Origin of the sequence: Aquimarina sp. AU119, assembly GCF_900312735.1 — a bacterium.
In the GTDB taxonomy this organism is placed as follows: Bacteria; Bacteroidota; Bacteroidia; order Flavobacteriales; family Flavobacteriaceae; genus Aquimarina; species Aquimarina algiphila.
Genome location: NZ_OMPF01000001.1, coordinates 726,439 through 741,803, shown reverse-complemented (window position 1 = coordinate 741,803; position 15,365 = coordinate 726,439). Strand labels below are relative to the sequence as shown.

Annotated in this window: 13 protein-coding genes; 7 read left to right on the top strand and 6 right to left on the bottom strand. The window is 33.5% G+C overall.

Translation table 11 applies throughout. From position 1 onward, the window contains the following. Positions 1-74: 74 nt before the first annotated feature. Positions 75-1,190, top strand: coding sequence for an alanine dehydrogenase (gene ald, locus DK442_RS03200; protein ID WP_109434383.1), 1,116 nt, complete (start codon positions 75-77; stop codon positions 1,188-1,190). Positions 1,191-1,298: 108 nt separating this feature from the next. Continuing rightward, entirely contained in the window at positions 1,299-1,991 is a 693-nt protein-coding gene (locus DK442_RS03195) for a zinc metallopeptidase (protein WP_109434382.1), read from the top strand. Positions 1,992-2,039: 48 nt separating this feature from the next. Here the strand turns inward: DK442_RS03195 and DK442_RS03190 are convergent, their stop codons facing one another. Both DK442_RS03190 and DK442_RS03185 read right to left on the bottom strand, forming a co-directional pair. Then, the gene (locus DK442_RS03190) at positions 2,040-2,510 is read right to left on the bottom strand and encodes an Lrp/AsnC ligand binding domain-containing protein (protein WP_109434381.1); all 471 of its coding nucleotides are present in this window, start codon (positions 2,508-2,510) and stop codon (positions 2,040-2,042) included. 161 nt (positions 2,511-2,671) lie between these two features. Then, on the bottom strand, positions 2,672-4,042 hold the full coding sequence (locus DK442_RS03185) for a saccharopine dehydrogenase family protein (protein ID WP_109434380.1): 1,371 nt from the start codon (positions 4,040-4,042) through the stop codon (positions 2,672-2,674). A gap of 137 nt (positions 4,043-4,179) precedes the next feature. Between DK442_RS03185 and DK442_RS03180 the strand changes: the two genes are divergently transcribed. Both DK442_RS03180 and pckA read left to right on the top strand, forming a co-directional pair. Then, positions 4,180-4,578 (top strand): DUF423 domain-containing protein, encoded by a 399-nt coding sequence (locus DK442_RS03180; RefSeq protein ID WP_109434379.1) that lies wholly within the window; start codon positions 4,180-4,182, stop codon positions 4,576-4,578. Between the two features lie 68 nt (positions 4,579-4,646). Beyond that, positions 4,647-6,263: a phosphoenolpyruvate carboxykinase (ATP) gene (pckA, locus tag DK442_RS03175; protein WP_109434378.1), complete on the top strand. Its 1,617-nt coding sequence runs from the start codon at positions 4,647-4,649 to the stop codon at positions 6,261-6,263. Positions 6,264-6,382: 119 nt separating this feature from the next. On the opposite strand, the gene DK442_RS03170 is transcribed toward pckA, so the two are convergent. Continuing rightward, positions 6,383-7,129 (bottom strand): uroporphyrinogen-III synthase, encoded by a 747-nt coding sequence (locus DK442_RS03170; protein WP_109434377.1) that lies wholly within the window; start codon positions 7,127-7,129, stop codon positions 6,383-6,385. A gap of 29 nt (positions 7,130-7,158) precedes the next feature. Continuing rightward, entirely contained in the window at positions 7,159-7,815 is a 657-nt protein-coding gene (locus DK442_RS28845) for a DUF4271 domain-containing protein (protein ID WP_109434376.1), read from the bottom strand. 95 nt (positions 7,816-7,910) lie between these two features. Between DK442_RS28845 and DK442_RS03160 the strand changes: the two genes are divergently transcribed. Genes DK442_RS03160 through DK442_RS03150 form a run of 3 tightly spaced genes read left to right on the top strand, consistent with a single transcriptional unit; the run spans position 7,911 to position 10,494 of the window. After that, positions 7,911-8,642 carry a polyprenol monophosphomannose synthase gene (locus tag DK442_RS03160; RefSeq protein ID WP_109434375.1) on the top strand — a complete coding sequence of 244 codons (732 nt, stop codon included), beginning with the start codon at positions 7,911-7,913 and terminating at the stop codon, positions 8,640-8,642. 2 nt (positions 8,643-8,644) lie between these two features. Beyond that, on the top strand, positions 8,645-9,985 hold the full coding sequence (locus DK442_RS03155; protein ID WP_109434374.1) for a dihydroorotase: 1,341 nt from the start codon (positions 8,645-8,647) through the stop codon (positions 9,983-9,985). Further along, positions 9,982-10,494 (top strand): DUF4296 domain-containing protein, encoded by a 513-nt coding sequence (locus DK442_RS03150; RefSeq protein WP_109434373.1) that lies wholly within the window; start codon positions 9,982-9,984, stop codon positions 10,492-10,494. The genes DK442_RS03155 and DK442_RS03150 overlap by 4 nt, the downstream gene beginning before the upstream one ends. Here DK442_RS03150 and DK442_RS03145 read toward each other — a convergent pair. Then, on the bottom strand, positions 10,469-11,479 hold the full coding sequence (locus DK442_RS03145) for an NAD-dependent epimerase/dehydratase family protein (protein ID WP_109434372.1): 1,011 nt from the start codon (positions 11,477-11,479) through the stop codon (positions 10,469-10,471). The two genes, DK442_RS03150 and DK442_RS03145, sit on opposite strands and share 26 nt — an antisense overlap. Positions 11,480-11,837: 358 nt before the next feature. Continuing rightward, positions 11,838-15,293, bottom strand: a complete 3,456-nt coding sequence (locus DK442_RS03140; protein WP_160114028.1) for a tetratricopeptide repeat protein — start codon at positions 15,291-15,293, stop codon at positions 11,838-11,840. Positions 15,294-15,365 lie beyond the last annotated feature (72 nt).

The window sequence follows — 15,365 nt, the reverse complement described above, 5'->3', positions numbered from 1 at the left end:
GATAAAATATTTTTAGGGTATCTTTTATTGTTTTATTTCATAAAAACAGCTATTTTCGACCAAAAAATAAGAATATGATAATTGGTGTTCCTAAGGAAATCAAAAATAACGAGAACAGAGTAGGTCTTACACCTGCCGGGACTATGGAGCTTGTTAAACATGGTCATACCGTTTTCATTCAGCAAAATGCTGGTCTTCAAAGTGGTTTTGAGGACGAAGAATATACCAAAGCTGGAGGTAAAATATTGGCTACCATTGAAGAGGTGTATCAAACTGCTGAGATGATTATTAAAGTAAAGGAACCTATTGAGCAGGAATATATATTGATTAAAAAAGATCAATTAGTATTTACATATTTTCACTTTGCATCTAGTGAACCTCTTACTAAAGCTATGATTGATAGTGGATCGGTTTGTGTTTCTTATGAAACTGTTGAAGATCCTGATCGTAGTTTGCCGTTATTAACTCCGATGAGTGAAGTAGCTGGTCGTATGTCTATTCAGCAAGGAGCAAAATATCTTGAAAAACCGTTAAAAGGTATAGGGATTCTTTTAGGAGGAGTTCCAGGGGTGGCACCAGCAAAGGTGTTGGTACTTGGAGGCGGAGTTGTTGGGACACAGGCAGCAAAAATGGCAGCGGGAATGGGTGCAGATGTAACAATTTTGGATATTAGTATAAAGAGATTACGTTATCTTGATGATGTAATGTCTGCTAATGTGAATACAGAATTTTCTAACGAACATAATATTCGTAAACATATAAAAACTTCAGATTTAATTATTGGAGGAGTATTAATACCAGGAGCTAAGGCACCTAAATTAATTACCCGAGATATGCTGAAGGAGATGCGTCCGGGAACTGTATTAGTTGATGTGGCGGTTGATCAAGGAGGTTGTTTTGAAACAACAAAACCTACAACTCACCAGGATCCTGTGTATATTATTGACGATGTAGTGCATTATTCTGTGGCAAATATGCCAGGAGCTGTGCCATATACTTCAACTTTGGCATTAACTAATGTCACTTTGCCATATGCAATACAATTGGCAAATAAGGGTTGGAAAAAGGCTTGTGCAGAGAATGAACCACTTAAAAAAGGACTAAATGTTATTAACGGTGACGTAGTGTATCCTGCGATATCAGAAGCTTTTAACCTTCCTCTAGAGGATGTGAATGGATATTTAAAGTAGACTCGATTTATTGGCTAACTCAAGTTTATTTAAACAAAGACCTCGCTATTTTGGCGAGGTTTTTGTATTTTATGTACCCGTATTAATAAGTATAAAAAGTATTGAATTATGATGGGATATTATATCATTGCAGGGATTATATTTCTTGTGAGTTCATATGTAAGCAATAAACTTAAAAGTAAATTCAAGAAATATTCTAATGTTCATTTGCAAAATGGAATGAGCGGAGCAGAAATTGCGACAAAGATGTTACACGATAATGGGATACGAGATGTGAAAGTAATTTCGACACCAGGAATGTTAACGGATCATTATAATCCGTTGAATAAAACAGTGAATTTAAGTGAAGGAGTATACAATCAACGTAATGCCGCTGCTGCCGCTGTTGCTGCTCATGAATGTGGGCATGCTGTACAGCATGCTACTGCCTATAGTTGGTTAACCATGCGATCTAAAATAGTACCAGCAGTAGGGATTTCTAGTAAGCTCTCTAACTTGGTCATTATGGCAGGATTAGTTTTATCTGCTTCAGGGATGGTATTTGGAAATACTATTTTCTTAGTCGGTATTTTGCTCTTTGGAGTGACTACTTTATTTACATTTATAACATTACCTGTAGAGTATGATGCAAGTAATAGAGCGCTGGCTTGGTTAGAAAAGACAAATATGGTAACTAGAGAAGAGCATGCTGCTTCTAAAGATGCCTTAAAATGGGCAGCTAGAACATATTTGGTTGCTGCTTTAGGTTCGTTAGCCACATTACTCTATTTTATTTCCATTTTTTTAGGTAGAAGAGATTAAGTAATTTATGGATCAGATCTTATCTGTTTTCTGACAGGTAAGGTCTGATTATATTTTAATCTGCCGATCAATTTGCTGATCCAGTGATATGAAAGTTTCTGTTCTGGATACTCCTTCTATTGCCTGGATATCTTTGTTTAAAACAATCATTAAGTGCTCATTATCTTTGCATAAGATTTTAATAAAAATAGACCAATTTCCTGTGGTATAATGGCATTCAATTACTTCAGGAATTTCTTGCAGTTGTTTTACAGCTTTAGGATTGCTTACGGCTTTGTCCAGGTATACTCCAACGAAAGCCATGGTTTTGTATCCAAGTACTTTGGGGTCTATAACAAACTTTGACCCTGCGATAAGCCCTGAGGCTTCTAATTTGCGCAGTCTTTGATGAATAGCTGCTCCAGAAATACCAACTTTTCTTGCGATTTCAAGAATAGGCCTTCGTGCGTCTTCCATAAGATTACGTAGGATTTCTTTATCAATTCCATCAATTTTCAAAGTTGAATTTTGATTTTTCATAATATACAAAGTTACAGATATTAATTAAAAACGCAATTAATGCTTTTTAATTGAAATGCAAAAGCATGTATTTTTGTAAAATTGATGGATGTGTAAAGTTGAAATATATTTTATTGTAATATTTTGTTATGTAGATTTCCTTTCTATACTACTAATGTGATTTATCCTTTTACTCCATCAGGATTATAACCAAGATAGTCACGTTCTTTTTCTTTAAATATAATACCGTACTCTTCAAGCTCTTTAAGTATGGGAGCATATACTTCTTCATGGATAGGTATCTGAACCCCTGTAAGAGAAATTTGTTTGTTTAGTATGCGCAGGGTGGCCATTGCAACAGGGAGTCCCACAGTTCGAGCCATAGCAGTATATGTTTGATCTTCACCAGTGCTTACCATAGTTGCATCTATTTGTTTTTGTTGACCATTAAACTCATAACCAAATTTATGATACATGACAATCATATCCTTATCACCGTCATCCAGTGTCCATTTGTCCATCAAAATCTTTTGAAGTCCTTGTGCTGGTGTTGCATTTGGAATTCCAATTTTTTTATTAGGATTGAAAAGATCAAGCTCTAGAAGTTTATCCCACATGATGTCATCCTGATCTATTTTGAGGTAATGACGAAGTTTTAATTCTACCGAATCAGAAGGAGAGTAGGCTAAAAAAGAGTTCGTAAAATCTCGATAACTCATATGCTCAGAGTTCATAATAGTATAATCATCAGCAGTCATGCCTAATTGCACAAAGGTATTCCAGGCTCTGGAGAACCCTACTCTTCTTATGGTCCCTCGATAAAGGGTTAAGATATCTTCTAATCCATAGATGCTCTGGTATTTTAATGAATTTCGGTTTGCATATGCCTCAAAACGACCATAACCTTCAACCTCTAAAAATTCTGTTCTTCTAAATAATTTATGATATGGTATATATTTATATGTGCCTTCCTGAAGAAATTCTGCTGCTCCACCTTGCCCAGCTACTACTACATTACGGGGATTCCAGGTGAATTTATAATTCCAAAGATTAGTATCACTTTCGGGAGCTACTAACCCGCCTGTAAAGGATTCAAATAGAATTATTTTTCCTCCTTGGTTACGTATGCGATCTATAACTTGCATAGCACTCATATGGTCAATACCAGGATCTACCCCAATTTCATTCATGAAAATCAATCCCTTTTCTCGAACTTCAGTATCGAGTTCTTGCATCTCTTTACTTACATAGGAGGCAGTAACCATACATTTGTTAAACGTCAAACAATCTTTTGCAACTTCGATATGAAAACGTGCAGGAAGCATAGAAACTACAATGTCAGCATCTTGAATAGCGTTTTGACGAGAAGTTTGATCAAAAACATCCAAAAGAATTGCTTTGGTGTTTGGGTGATCATTTGCCAAGTTTTTGGCATTTTCAACAGAAATATCACCTATCGTTATAAATAAATTCTCAGTAATAGATTTATCCTGAAAATATTTAATTAATACCGCTGTAGATTTACCTGCACCAATAACTAAGATCTTTCGCATACCTGATGATATTTTAATAACTTTGATACGAATGTAGTAAATACCGTAAAAAGTAGGTTCTCAATTTTGACGGATTAATTATGTTTTTGATAAAAATGTGTCTAAATTTTAAAATTTAATAGCTAGTATAGTCAATTATGAATAAAATATCTACGAATAAAACAATTTTGATTACGGGGGGTGTGATGGGATTGCTTGCGGTGTTATTGGGAGCTTTTGGAGCTCATGGATTGGAGAAATTAGTGAACGCAGAAAGTATTGATTCTTTTACTACCGGAGTCAGATACCAAATGTATCATGCGATTGTGTGTTTGATTTTAGGAAATATGACTATTTTGAGTTCTACTTCCAAAAAGAGAATTTTTTATTTATTTCTGGGGGGAATAACCCTTTTTTCGGGGTCAATATACCTTTTGGTAATAGATGAAGTATTAGGAGTTTCTCTGTCAAGTATTGGTTTTATTACACCTTTAGGAGGTTTTTTGTTAATTCTTGGATGGATTTTCTTTATAATTTCGTTAGTTAAGATTAAATGATTTTTTATCGGTTGGTGTGATTATTATTTATAATTTTGCACGTACATAACAAAACACAACATATTTTTATGGAACCACTGTATCCAATTACGAAAACGTTTTCGTTAAAGCATTACGGTATTGAAAATGCTACAATGCGCTACCAATTATCACCTCAAGATCTTGAGGATGAAGTAGTGCAAAAAGGTCAGGGAAAGATTACGTCATCAGGCGCACTGGCAATTAACACCGGTGAATTTACTGGTCGTTCTCCTATGGATCGTTTTATTGTTAAAGATCAGATCACACAAGACAAAGTGTGGTGGGGAGATATCAACATTCCTTTTGATCCAGATGCATTTGATGCACTGTACGATAAGGTAACAAACTACCTTTCTGGAAAAGAGGTTTTTGTACGTGATAGCTATGCTTGTGCGGATCCCGAGTATAAATTAAATATACGTGTGATTAACGAGTATCCTTGGTCAAATATGTTTGCGTATAATATGTTTTTGAGGCCAACAGATGAGGAGTTAAAAGATTTTGATCCAGAATGGTTAATTGTTAATGCACCAGGTTTTATGGCAGATGCTGCTGTAGATGGTACGCGCCAACACAATTTTGCGATATTAAATTTTGAAAAAAAGATTGCATTAATAGGAGGTACAGGATATACTGGAGAAATTAAAAAAGGTATTTTTTCTGCGTTGAATTTTATTTTACCTGTGTATAAGGAATCGCTTCCTATGCATTGTTCTGCTAACGTAGGAGAAGATGGAGATACTGCTATATTTTTTGGTCTTTCTGGTACTGGTAAAACTACATTATCTACAGACCCTAACCGTAAATTGATAGGAGATGATGAACATGGGTGGACTAAAGAAAATACCATATTCAATTTTGAAGGAGGGTGTTATGCAAAAGTTATTGACCTTGCCGAAGAGAAAGAGCCTGAAATATATAGAGCAATTAAAAAAGGAGCAATTCTTGAGAATGTAATCATTGGCGATAACGGTGTTGTAGATTTTGCTGATACGTCAATTACTCAAAATACCAGAGTTAGCTATCCAATTCATCATATTGAAAATATACAGAAACCTTCTATTGGTAAAAACCCAAAGAATATATTCTTTTTGACTGCTGATGCTTTTGGAGTAATTCCTCCGATTTCTAAGCTAACACCTAGTCAGGCAGCATATCATTTTATGTCTGGATATACTGCAAAAGTAGCAGGTACAGAAGCAGGGATTGTAGAGCCTACACCTTCGTTTTCTGCATGTTTTGGAGCACCATTTATGCCGTTGCATCCTGCTAAATATGCAGAGATGTTAATTAAGAAAATGAATGATACTGGTGTAAATGTATGGCTTGTAAATACAGGTTGGACTGGAGGGTCTTATGGTGTAGGAACCCGAATGAAACTGAAGTATACTCGAGCTATGATAAACGCAGTGTTAAACGGAGATTTAGGAACATATTCATACGACAAATATCACATTCACTCGGTATTTGGAGTAGCGCAACCAAGAGAGTGTCCTGGTGTTCCTACAAGTGTGTTGAGTCCGAGAACTACTTGGAATGATGATGAAGCGTATTACACAACTGCATTTAAGTTAACAAATGCTTTTAGAGAGAATTTCAAAAAATTCGAAGCTTATGCTAACGAAGAAATTAGACGAGGAGGTCCACAGCGTTACTCTTTTTAAAGGAAAAGAATGCTAATATTAAAATAAAAAGGTCTGAAAATTAATTTTCAGACCTTTTTATTTATATGAATAACTTTATCTTAACCTAGAGATATGTGCCTTTAAGATTAAAACTCTAGTTATTTTTTATTTGCTTCTTTGATATATTTCTGAAGCGCCATTGTCATTGACGGAGTCTCTGGTGTAGGAGCTTGAATATTAACAATCAAATTATGCTCTTCTGCAGCTTTTACCGTCGAGTTACCAAAAACAGCAATTCGAGTATCGTTTTGTTTAAAATCTGGAAAATTCTCAAATAATGACTGTATTCCAGAAGGACTAAAGAAAACCAAAATGTCATAAAATACATCTCTTAGATCAGAAAGATCGCTTACCACAGTTTTGTAAAAAATCCCCTGTTTCCAGTCTACTTTTAGATTATTTAAAGTATCTGGAATTAAGGGCTTTAACTTATCAGAAGAAGGTAATAAGAACTTTTCGTTTTTATACTTCTTGATTAGTGGGGATAATTCCTGAAAAGTACGTTTTCCCACGTAAATCTTTCTTTTGCGGTATACCACATATTTCTGAAGATAATAGGCTACAGCCTCACTTTGACAGAAATACTTAAGTGTATCAGGAACCTTAAAGCGCATTTCTTCAGCTATTCTAAAGAAATGATCAACAGAGTTACGGCTAGTAAGAATAATAGCAGTGTATTGTGATAAATCTACTTTTTGCAATCTTACTTCCTTTGCATCAACTCCCTCTACATGAATGAAGGGGATAAAGTCAATTTTTACCTTTTCCTTTTCTTCTAAATCAAAATAAGGTGAATTTTCCACTTTAGGCTCCGGCTGTGAGACCAAAATTGTTTTCACTTTCATATATATTCTTTCTTTTTGTAAAGGTCCTACTAATTACTAATAAGCTTATATAGTATAAAATAGGGTGCGATTTCAAGTGCGCAAAGATACAAAATAAAATAAAACAAGTAGTTTAAAATAACATTTTCGTTTTTCTTATAAAAGGAAACGAGCACAATTATGTTTAGAATAGACAGTGAAATCAATAGTATTATAAAAGCAATTTTAGAAGGATGTACAGCATATATAAATATGATATTGACAGGTAATAGGATGACACCCATAAAATTGCGATAGGATACTTTGTAAAATAAATATTCATCAATTATAGAATCAATAGAAAAAATAGCGGCAATAATTTTTTCTATTAATAACTTACAAACAACGATAACCGTATATAAGATTGCAATTTTAAAATATAATGTAATTTCATTGGGAGCTACATTCCATTTAAAGACATCAAAACATAAATATATAAACAATGATACCGAAACTACCTGAAATAAAAGCAAGATTGCGTTAAATAAGGATGAAAGTTTATTTTGTTTTTGATTAGATATAATATATTTATTATTGCCTAGTAACATGATAAAATCAGAAAACCGTAGGGTATTCACACCCTTGGCTGTCACTAGGAGCATTAGGCACGCCATAATTAAAATGGTAAGCCAGTTGGTAGGTGTTATTTCGCGTAAAATATATTCCATATTGTATTCAGGGGTAAAATTACGATCAATTAACTTATAAAAACAAGAAAATATCTAGTAATTATTTAGTTATATTTGCCTGAAAAATAGCCTAGATGGTGGACGCATTAGTCATAATCCCTACCTATAATGAAATTGAGAATGTGGAGCGAATCATTAGAAATGTATTTTCGCTTCAGCGTGATTTTCACATTTTGATCGTAGATGATAATTCTCCAGATGGAACTGCTGCCAAGATAAAAGAACTACAATTAGAATATCCAGAATCTCTTTTTTTACTAGAACGAGAAGTAAAATCTGGACTGGGAACTGCATATATAGCAGGTTTTGAGTGGGCATTAGAACGATCTTATGTTTATGTTTTTGAAATGGATGCCGATTTTTCTCATAATCCTAATGACCTCATACGGTTATATAATGCTTGTGCAAAAGGATCTTCTGATATTGCCATAGGATCTAGGTATGTTACTGGAGTCAATGTAGTAAATTGGCCAATGAGTAGAGTTTTATTGTCTTGGGGAGCCTCAAAATACGTTCGATTTATAACAGGAATGGATATTCATGACACAACTGCCGGATTTATCTGTTATAAAAGAGAGGTATTGGAGAAAATAAATCTTAAAAAAATTCGATTTGTGGGATATGCTTTTCAGATAGAAATGAAATTTAAAGCACACTTATTAAAATTTAAAATAAAAGAAGTTCCTGTAATTTTTACAGATAGAACACGTGGGGCTTCAAAAATGAGTAAAGGAATTATTTCTGAAGCAGTTTTTGGAGTTATAAAAATGAAATTTAACAGCTTATTTAATCGTTACGAAATATGATCATGGAGAATGTACTTATTAAAAATGCCAACATTGTTAATGAAGGAAATGTTTTTAATGGAGATGTATATATAGAAAATGGTGTCTTTAAGGAAATTGCACCACAGATAAGTGCAAAATCACCTGATGTGCATATTTTTGATGCCGAAGGAAAATATCTATTACCAGGGGTAATAGATGATCAGGTGCATTTTAGAGAACCTGGATTGACACATAAGGCAAATATAGAAACAGAATCCAGAGCAGCTATTGCCGGAGGGATTACTTCTTTTATAGAAATGCCTAATACCAATCCTCAGACCACTACCATAGAAAAACTCGAAGAAAAATTTGAAATCGCTGCAAAAACAAGTTACGCAAATTATTCTTTTATGTTTGGAGGGACTAATGATAACTTAGAAGAAATTCTAAAGGTCGATCCTAAAAAAGTAGCAGCACTTAAATTGTTCTTGGGGTCTTCTACAGGAAATATGTTAGTAGATAATCCAGAAGTATTAGAAAAAATATTTTCATCTACAGATTTATTGATCGCAGTGCATTGTGAAGACGAAGAAACAATTAGAAAAAATACGGCAGAATATAAAGAAAAATACGGGGATGATATTCCTATTGAACTTCATCCAACTATCAGAAGTGAAGAAGCATGTTACTTGTCATCATCTCAAGCTATAGCATTAGCAAAAAAAACTGGAGCAAGATTACATGTTTTTCATCTTTCTACAGCAAAAGAATTAGCGTTATTTACCAATAAAATTCCGCTAAAGGAAAAGAAAATTACTGCCGAGGTTTGTATTCATCATTTATGGTTTTCTGATGCTGATTATAAAGAAAAGGGGACATTAATTAAATGGAATCCAGCTGTAAAGACATCAAAAGATAGAGATGCTTTATTAAAAGCACTATTGAAAGATAAAATTGATGTCATTGCTACAGATCACGCTCCACATACTATAGAAGAGAAAGATAATGTGTATACCAAAGCCCCTTCAGGAGGTCCTTTGGTGCAGCACGCACTTCCAGCAATGTTAGAATTTTATCATCAAGGTAAAATAACTTTAGAAAAAATTGTGGAGAAAATGTGTCACAATCCCGCAATATTATTCCAGATTGAGAAACGTGGATATATTAAAGAAGGATATTATGCAGATGCAGTCTTAGTAGATCTAAACGCTCCCTGGACTGTAAACAAGGATAATATTGCTTATAAATGTGGATGGTCTCCTTTTGAAGGAACTACGTTTAAATCAAGAATCACGCATACTTTTGTAAACGGAAGTCTAGTATACAAAAATTTTAAATTTTATGAGGTGCGACATGCACAACGATTAACTTTTGATAGATGATTAGAAACCTAATATATGCTATAGTTTTTCTAACATGTTGTATTGCATGTCAGAGTTTGGATAAAGCTGAAAAGCCAAAAATAATAATAGATGAAGATCGTATGGTTGACATCCTATCGGATATCGCTTTTATAAAAGCAGCAAAATCATCAAATAGAAAAACATTTGTAGAGGACAGTATTAATCCCGAAGCTTTTATTCTTAGGAAATATGATATTGATAGTATTGTTTTTGCAGAAAACAACACTTGGTATACCAGTGATATGGAAAGATATAAAGCTCTTTTTGAAAGAGTGAAAACAAAACTTGAAAAAGAAAGAACTAAGTTTGAAGCATTAAAAAAGGAGGAAGACTCTATTAAAAAAATAGAAGATTCTATACAGAAGAGTTTAGATACGTTGAAAATCGAAGATGAATTGATCAATACTAAAGATCTTCTTATCGAAGATGAAATCGAAATGGCTAAGAAAAAGCGAGTTACTCCTACTCCTGATTTAGAAAATAAGTAGCTGTTTTTTGTATGCTTTTTTCCATCGTGATAAAATCATAGTCTAATGTTGTCCTAATCTTATCATTGTTATAGTAGCTATTAGAGAATGCACTGCGTATTGACGATAGAAATACAGATCGTTTTGTTCTAAAGAAAAAATGACTGATACGCTGTGCGTGATATGCTATTTTCATTAAGAAAGGAGTAGCTTTTTTGCTAGGGATAGGCTTCTGTAATCCTTTAGCAATCATAGAAAAGGCACTTTTGTAGCTTATGTTTTCGCTAACAAGAATATAACGTTGATTTGTAAATGTACTATTCATAAGTCGAGTCATGATATTGATCACATCTTCAATATCTACATATCCTGTTATTCCTGTGGTATAATATTTCATCCCGGCATGGATTCTTTTGAATAGAAATCCGCTACCACTATTAAAAAAACCTGGTCCGATAATAATTCCTGGATTTACGACCACAGCATCCAGTCCTTCCTGTACGCCTCTCCAGACTTCCATTTCTGCACCGTATTTGGTAATTGCATATACCGAATTAGGAACTTCGGGGTTCCATTCTGCATTTTCATTAATAGCAGCACCTGATATATTTTCTCCCAGGGTTGCGATCGAACTCACATAGCATAATTTCTTTACGTTTTGTATTAGGCAAAGATTTACAATATTAGCAGTACCTTCAATATTGGCTTTTCGTAATTTTTTATAGTGAGAAGGATTAAAACTAATTTTGGCAGCACAATGATACACATGAGTGACATCTTCAAAAGCCTCGGTAAGTGTTGGGATATCACTTATATCAGTTTGTACCCATTGGATGGTTTCGAATAAGTGTTCTTCTTCCTCAGAGAAATATGAGGAAAACACTTTTTTAGCATGCTCTTTTTTGGCTTCGGTTCTGTATAGTGCACGTACAGACTGTTTGTCCTTTATTAATCTAACCAATAGATGAGTTCCTACTAAACCTGTGGCACCTGTAACTAATATCATAGCATATATTCTGCGGGTACTAAAATAAGTAATTAATGACTGTTTTTTGTACTCTTTCTTATAGAAGAAAATATTTTGTCGGGGAAATATGTTTCTGCATGATGCAATAGTTTTTTTAAATATAGATTTTGTTCCTACTTGAAGTAGAAAGTATTTCTTGTCATCCCAGACTTGATCTGGGATCTACTTAGGAATATTTAATAATAGATTCCAGCCTTTAGTTTATCCTGAGCTAGGTCGAAGGACTGGAATGACAGGGTTAAGGGTAAATGCATTCAACAATGGGTTTACATGTCATTCCGGACTTGATCCGGAATCTGATTTTGTATAATGGACCTGACAGGTCTGAAAATACTAGTTAAACTTTATTCCTCCTTCTATACCAAAACCCTACAAGAATTATTATTCCTAAAACACCTAATCCCATAGCCCAATATACAAGTGTGTTGTTTTCAAAATGCATAGGAGCAGCATCTCCAACTAAATAAAACGCTCCCCAATAAAAAGGAGCTGTTCGATTAATATCTGCCTTGGCTAGGTATTCTAGTTTGGCTTGTTGTAGGGCTTTACCTTTATTCATGCCAGCTTTTAGGTTGATGTAGAAATATTTCATCACATCAGGTGTGGTTTTATCAGACACCTCCCAATTCGTCAATAACAAACTCTTGGTTCCTGCATATTGAAAAGCATTACCCAAACTCATAATTCCTTCTCCTTTGGCAATTTTACCTGCACCCGTATTGCACGCACTTAATACTGTGAGTTCTGCAGGGATGTCCAAAGCAAATAATTCATGGCTATACAATAGGTTATCTTCTATGGTGTCTTTACTTTTGGTAAAATAGAGTTTTGAGTTCTCTGGTCTTTCGTTGTCTACCTCTCCATGTAATGCCAGATGTAGTATGTTATATCGACTTGCATTGCTTTTAAAATTAGCTTCTACCGCCTGCGAACCATAATAATATTGTCCATCGATAATATCAGCAATTGCTCTGATTTCTTCACGAGTTCCTGGTAAATCACCTCCGGCATCTCTTAGCGTCGCTAATCGCACTGTATTGGTTGCTGTGGTTTGTGTGCTATCTGAAAAGGAAAATGCAAGACACTCCTGTAGGGTTTCTGAGTGCTGACTGTTTTTAAAAGGGGCAAATAATAGATTTGCAGAATTAGCATAAGTGATGGCGTAATCATTTAGGAGATAAGATAAGAGTGCGGGATTATTAGAATCATCTTTTTGAGTTAATAGTAAATCAAAATTAAGATGCCATAAAGGACCATCGGGAACGATTATCAGTTCATCACCTATCAATTCATCTACTATTGGAGCGATAAGTTTTTGGTATAATATATTTGCTTGTTTTTTATAAGATCGAACATCCTGATCTATGATGCTTTTACGGAATGCTTCGACCTGTTCTGTGAGTTTTGGAGTAGAAAGCTCTTTTACCTTGATATCATGTTTAGAAATAGTAAATGCATAAGAGATACTATCTCCTGTAAAAAATTCTAATACTGTAGTTTTATCATCTAATTGCTGTTGGATATCGGTAACAGAAACGATATCATTTTGGTACTTAAGTTGATGATATTTAGGATAGTTTTTTTCTAAGACTTGGGTTAGTGAGTCTTGTTTTCTGTTGATGTCGAATAGTTTGTTTTCATAGGTAGTCATTCTTGATAACCTTTCGACAGAGTCCGAACTCACTTTATTGAAGGATTCTGTAGCTTTGGATTGATAAAACGCTTTATCAATTCGTAATTCTTTTTCTAAGGTTAACACATCGTTTGGTAAGCCTGTAAAATTCTTTGCATTTGCTTCGCTAAGTAACTCTTTAAGGGTATTAGCTTTGCTTTTCTCCGCATAGTAAAAAGCACGCTCCAAAGTACTTTGCTCTTTTTGTATCGCATATAATAACAATTGTGTTTGTATCGCGCCTTGATAGACATCTTTTGCTTTTTGGGCAAAGGCTACTTTGTCTTGATAGGTCGTAAACGTTTGTCTGATATCATTGATTAACGTATCTTCTTTTTTATAGGTAGCTATAGCTTGATTAAGGTCGTCACTATTATTACTTTCTTTATACAAACCAATATAGGTTTTGGCTTTGCCTGATAAAGTGGTCAATAGAACATTTGAATCTAAGTATTGATTCCCCTTTATATTAGCATTAATTGCTTTTTTGTAGTATAACAGACTATTTTTATAATCTTTTTGTAGTGTATATACATTTGCGATATCGTTATTGGATACTGCAACTTTGGGGTGATGTACTCCAAATACTTTTTGTCGTATTCTTAGTGCTTTTTGATCGTTTTCTAAAGCAAGTTTATATTGTTTTTTATTCTTATAAATATTTCCAAGACTTACATAAGAATCCGCTATCTCAGGATGGTATTCTCCAAATACTTTTTGTCGTATCTCTAATGCTTTTTTTGTATTAAACAAAGCTTTATTATACTTCTTTTTTATAGTATATAACTCTCCAATATCATGATAAGAATATGCTATATCAGAGTTATTTTCATCAAATGTCTTAGTTCGTATACTTAATGCTTTTTTATAGTAATCCAGAGCTTCGTCATAATCTTCTTTTAATCTGTATATTTTTCCAATATTGTTATAATTAAGAGCAATATGTTTATTATTACTCCCTCTTTTTAAATTGGTATGAAGTGCCTTTATATAATATTTCAAGGCTTTTTCATATTGTCCTTTATATTTATAAATAACTCCAACATTATTATAAACTGAAAAATGATAATTCTTTTTATTCTGTTCAGACTGATTATTTTCAATATCAATTGCCTGATTATAATAAGTCAATGCCTTGTTATAATCTCCTTTCTGTTTGTGACAAATCCCTATAGTATTAAAAGCATCAATAAGAGTATGATGTTTTTTTCCATAAATATGAATTAAAATAGACAAGTTCTTTTCTAAATAAGGAATCGCTTTATCATAAGTTCCTTTTTTTTGATATAGCCATCCAATAACTCGATTACATAAAGCGACATCTTTATGATTTTCTCCTAACTTTTTTATTCTTATTGCTAATACATGATTAAAATAGAGTAATGCTTTATTATATTCTTCTTTTCTATCATAGGTCAAACCAAGATTAAAATAGGACATTCCGGTATCTATATGATCAGGCCCTAATTTATCTTCCCTAATAACTATAGCCTTTTTATAATATTCTAATGCTTTATTATATTTTCGTTGCAGAAGAAGGGTATTTCCAATACTTTGATAAGAGTCAGCAACATATAAATGATTTTTAGAAAAAATAGTTAATTTAATTTTTAAAGCTTTTTGATAATATGCCAAAGCTTTATCTAAATCTAATTTCTTTCTTCGGTAATAATCTCCAATATTATCAAATCCATATGCCTTCTCTCTATTGTTTTCTTGTAAATATTGATCGCTAACCGCTAAGGCTTGTTTTGCACTAGATAATGATTCTTCATATTTCTCATTTCTCCATTGACTCTCAGAAATTTTGTTATAACATCGTGCAACACGTTCCCAGGTTTTAGCTTTGGTATAAATAGGTAATCCTTTTTTAAAATAGACTACTGCACTGTCTAATTTTCTATACGTTAATAAGGTATCCGCAGTTGCAAAATATTGAGAAGCCAATAGTGTGTCTTTTTCTACTTGTGCATGTATAGTATGGCATGTGATTATGAAAAAGCTAATGAATACAAAAGGAACCAAGGAAATAGGAGGAGATGTTTTCATACGTGATAAAGTGCGTTGTTCTCTATAGTTAATAGCAAAGAAACTAAAAATGTTACCTTGATATTGAGGCATGTGAGTTAAAATTTGATATGTAATTGTCATCCCGACCTTTGAGAATGCTTGCACTGAGCGTAGTCGAAGTGC

Coding starts and splice junctions, on each gene's coding strand:
- ald (WP_109434383.1), top strand. CDS start 75: ATGATAATTGGTGTTCCTAAGGAAATCAAAAATAACGAGAACAGAGTA.
- DK442_RS03195 (WP_109434382.1), top strand. CDS start 1,299: ATGATGGGATATTATATCATTGCAGGGATTATATTTCTTGTGAGTTCA.
- DK442_RS03190 (WP_109434381.1), bottom strand. CDS start 2,510: ATGAAAAATCAAAATTCAACTTTGAAAATTGATGGAATTGATAAAGAA.
- DK442_RS03185 (WP_109434380.1), bottom strand. CDS start 4,042: ATGCGAAAGATCTTAGTTATTGGTGCAGGTAAATCTACAGCGGTATTA.
- DK442_RS03180 (WP_109434379.1), top strand. CDS start 4,180: ATGAATAAAATATCTACGAATAAAACAATTTTGATTACGGGGGGTGTG.
- pckA (WP_109434378.1), top strand. CDS start 4,647: ATGGAACCACTGTATCCAATTACGAAAACGTTTTCGTTAAAGCATTAC.
- DK442_RS03170 (WP_109434377.1), bottom strand. CDS start 7,129: ATGAAAGTGAAAACAATTTTGGTCTCACAGCCGGAGCCTAAAGTGGAA.
- DK442_RS28845 (WP_109434376.1), bottom strand. CDS start 7,815: ATGGAATATATTTTACGCGAAATAACACCTACCAACTGGCTTACCATT.
- DK442_RS03160 (WP_109434375.1), top strand. CDS start 7,911: ATGGTGGACGCATTAGTCATAATCCCTACCTATAATGAAATTGAGAAT.
- DK442_RS03155 (WP_109434374.1), top strand. CDS start 8,645: ATGGAGAATGTACTTATTAAAAATGCCAACATTGTTAATGAAGGAAAT.
- DK442_RS03150 (WP_109434373.1), top strand. CDS start 9,982: ATGATTAGAAACCTAATATATGCTATAGTTTTTCTAACATGTTGTATT.
- DK442_RS03145 (WP_109434372.1), bottom strand. CDS start 11,479: ATGATATTAGTTACAGGTGCCACAGGTTTAGTAGGAACTCATCTATTG.
- DK442_RS03140 (WP_160114028.1), bottom strand. CDS start 15,293: ATGCCTCAATATCAAGGTAACATTTTTAGTTTCTTTGCTATTAACTAT.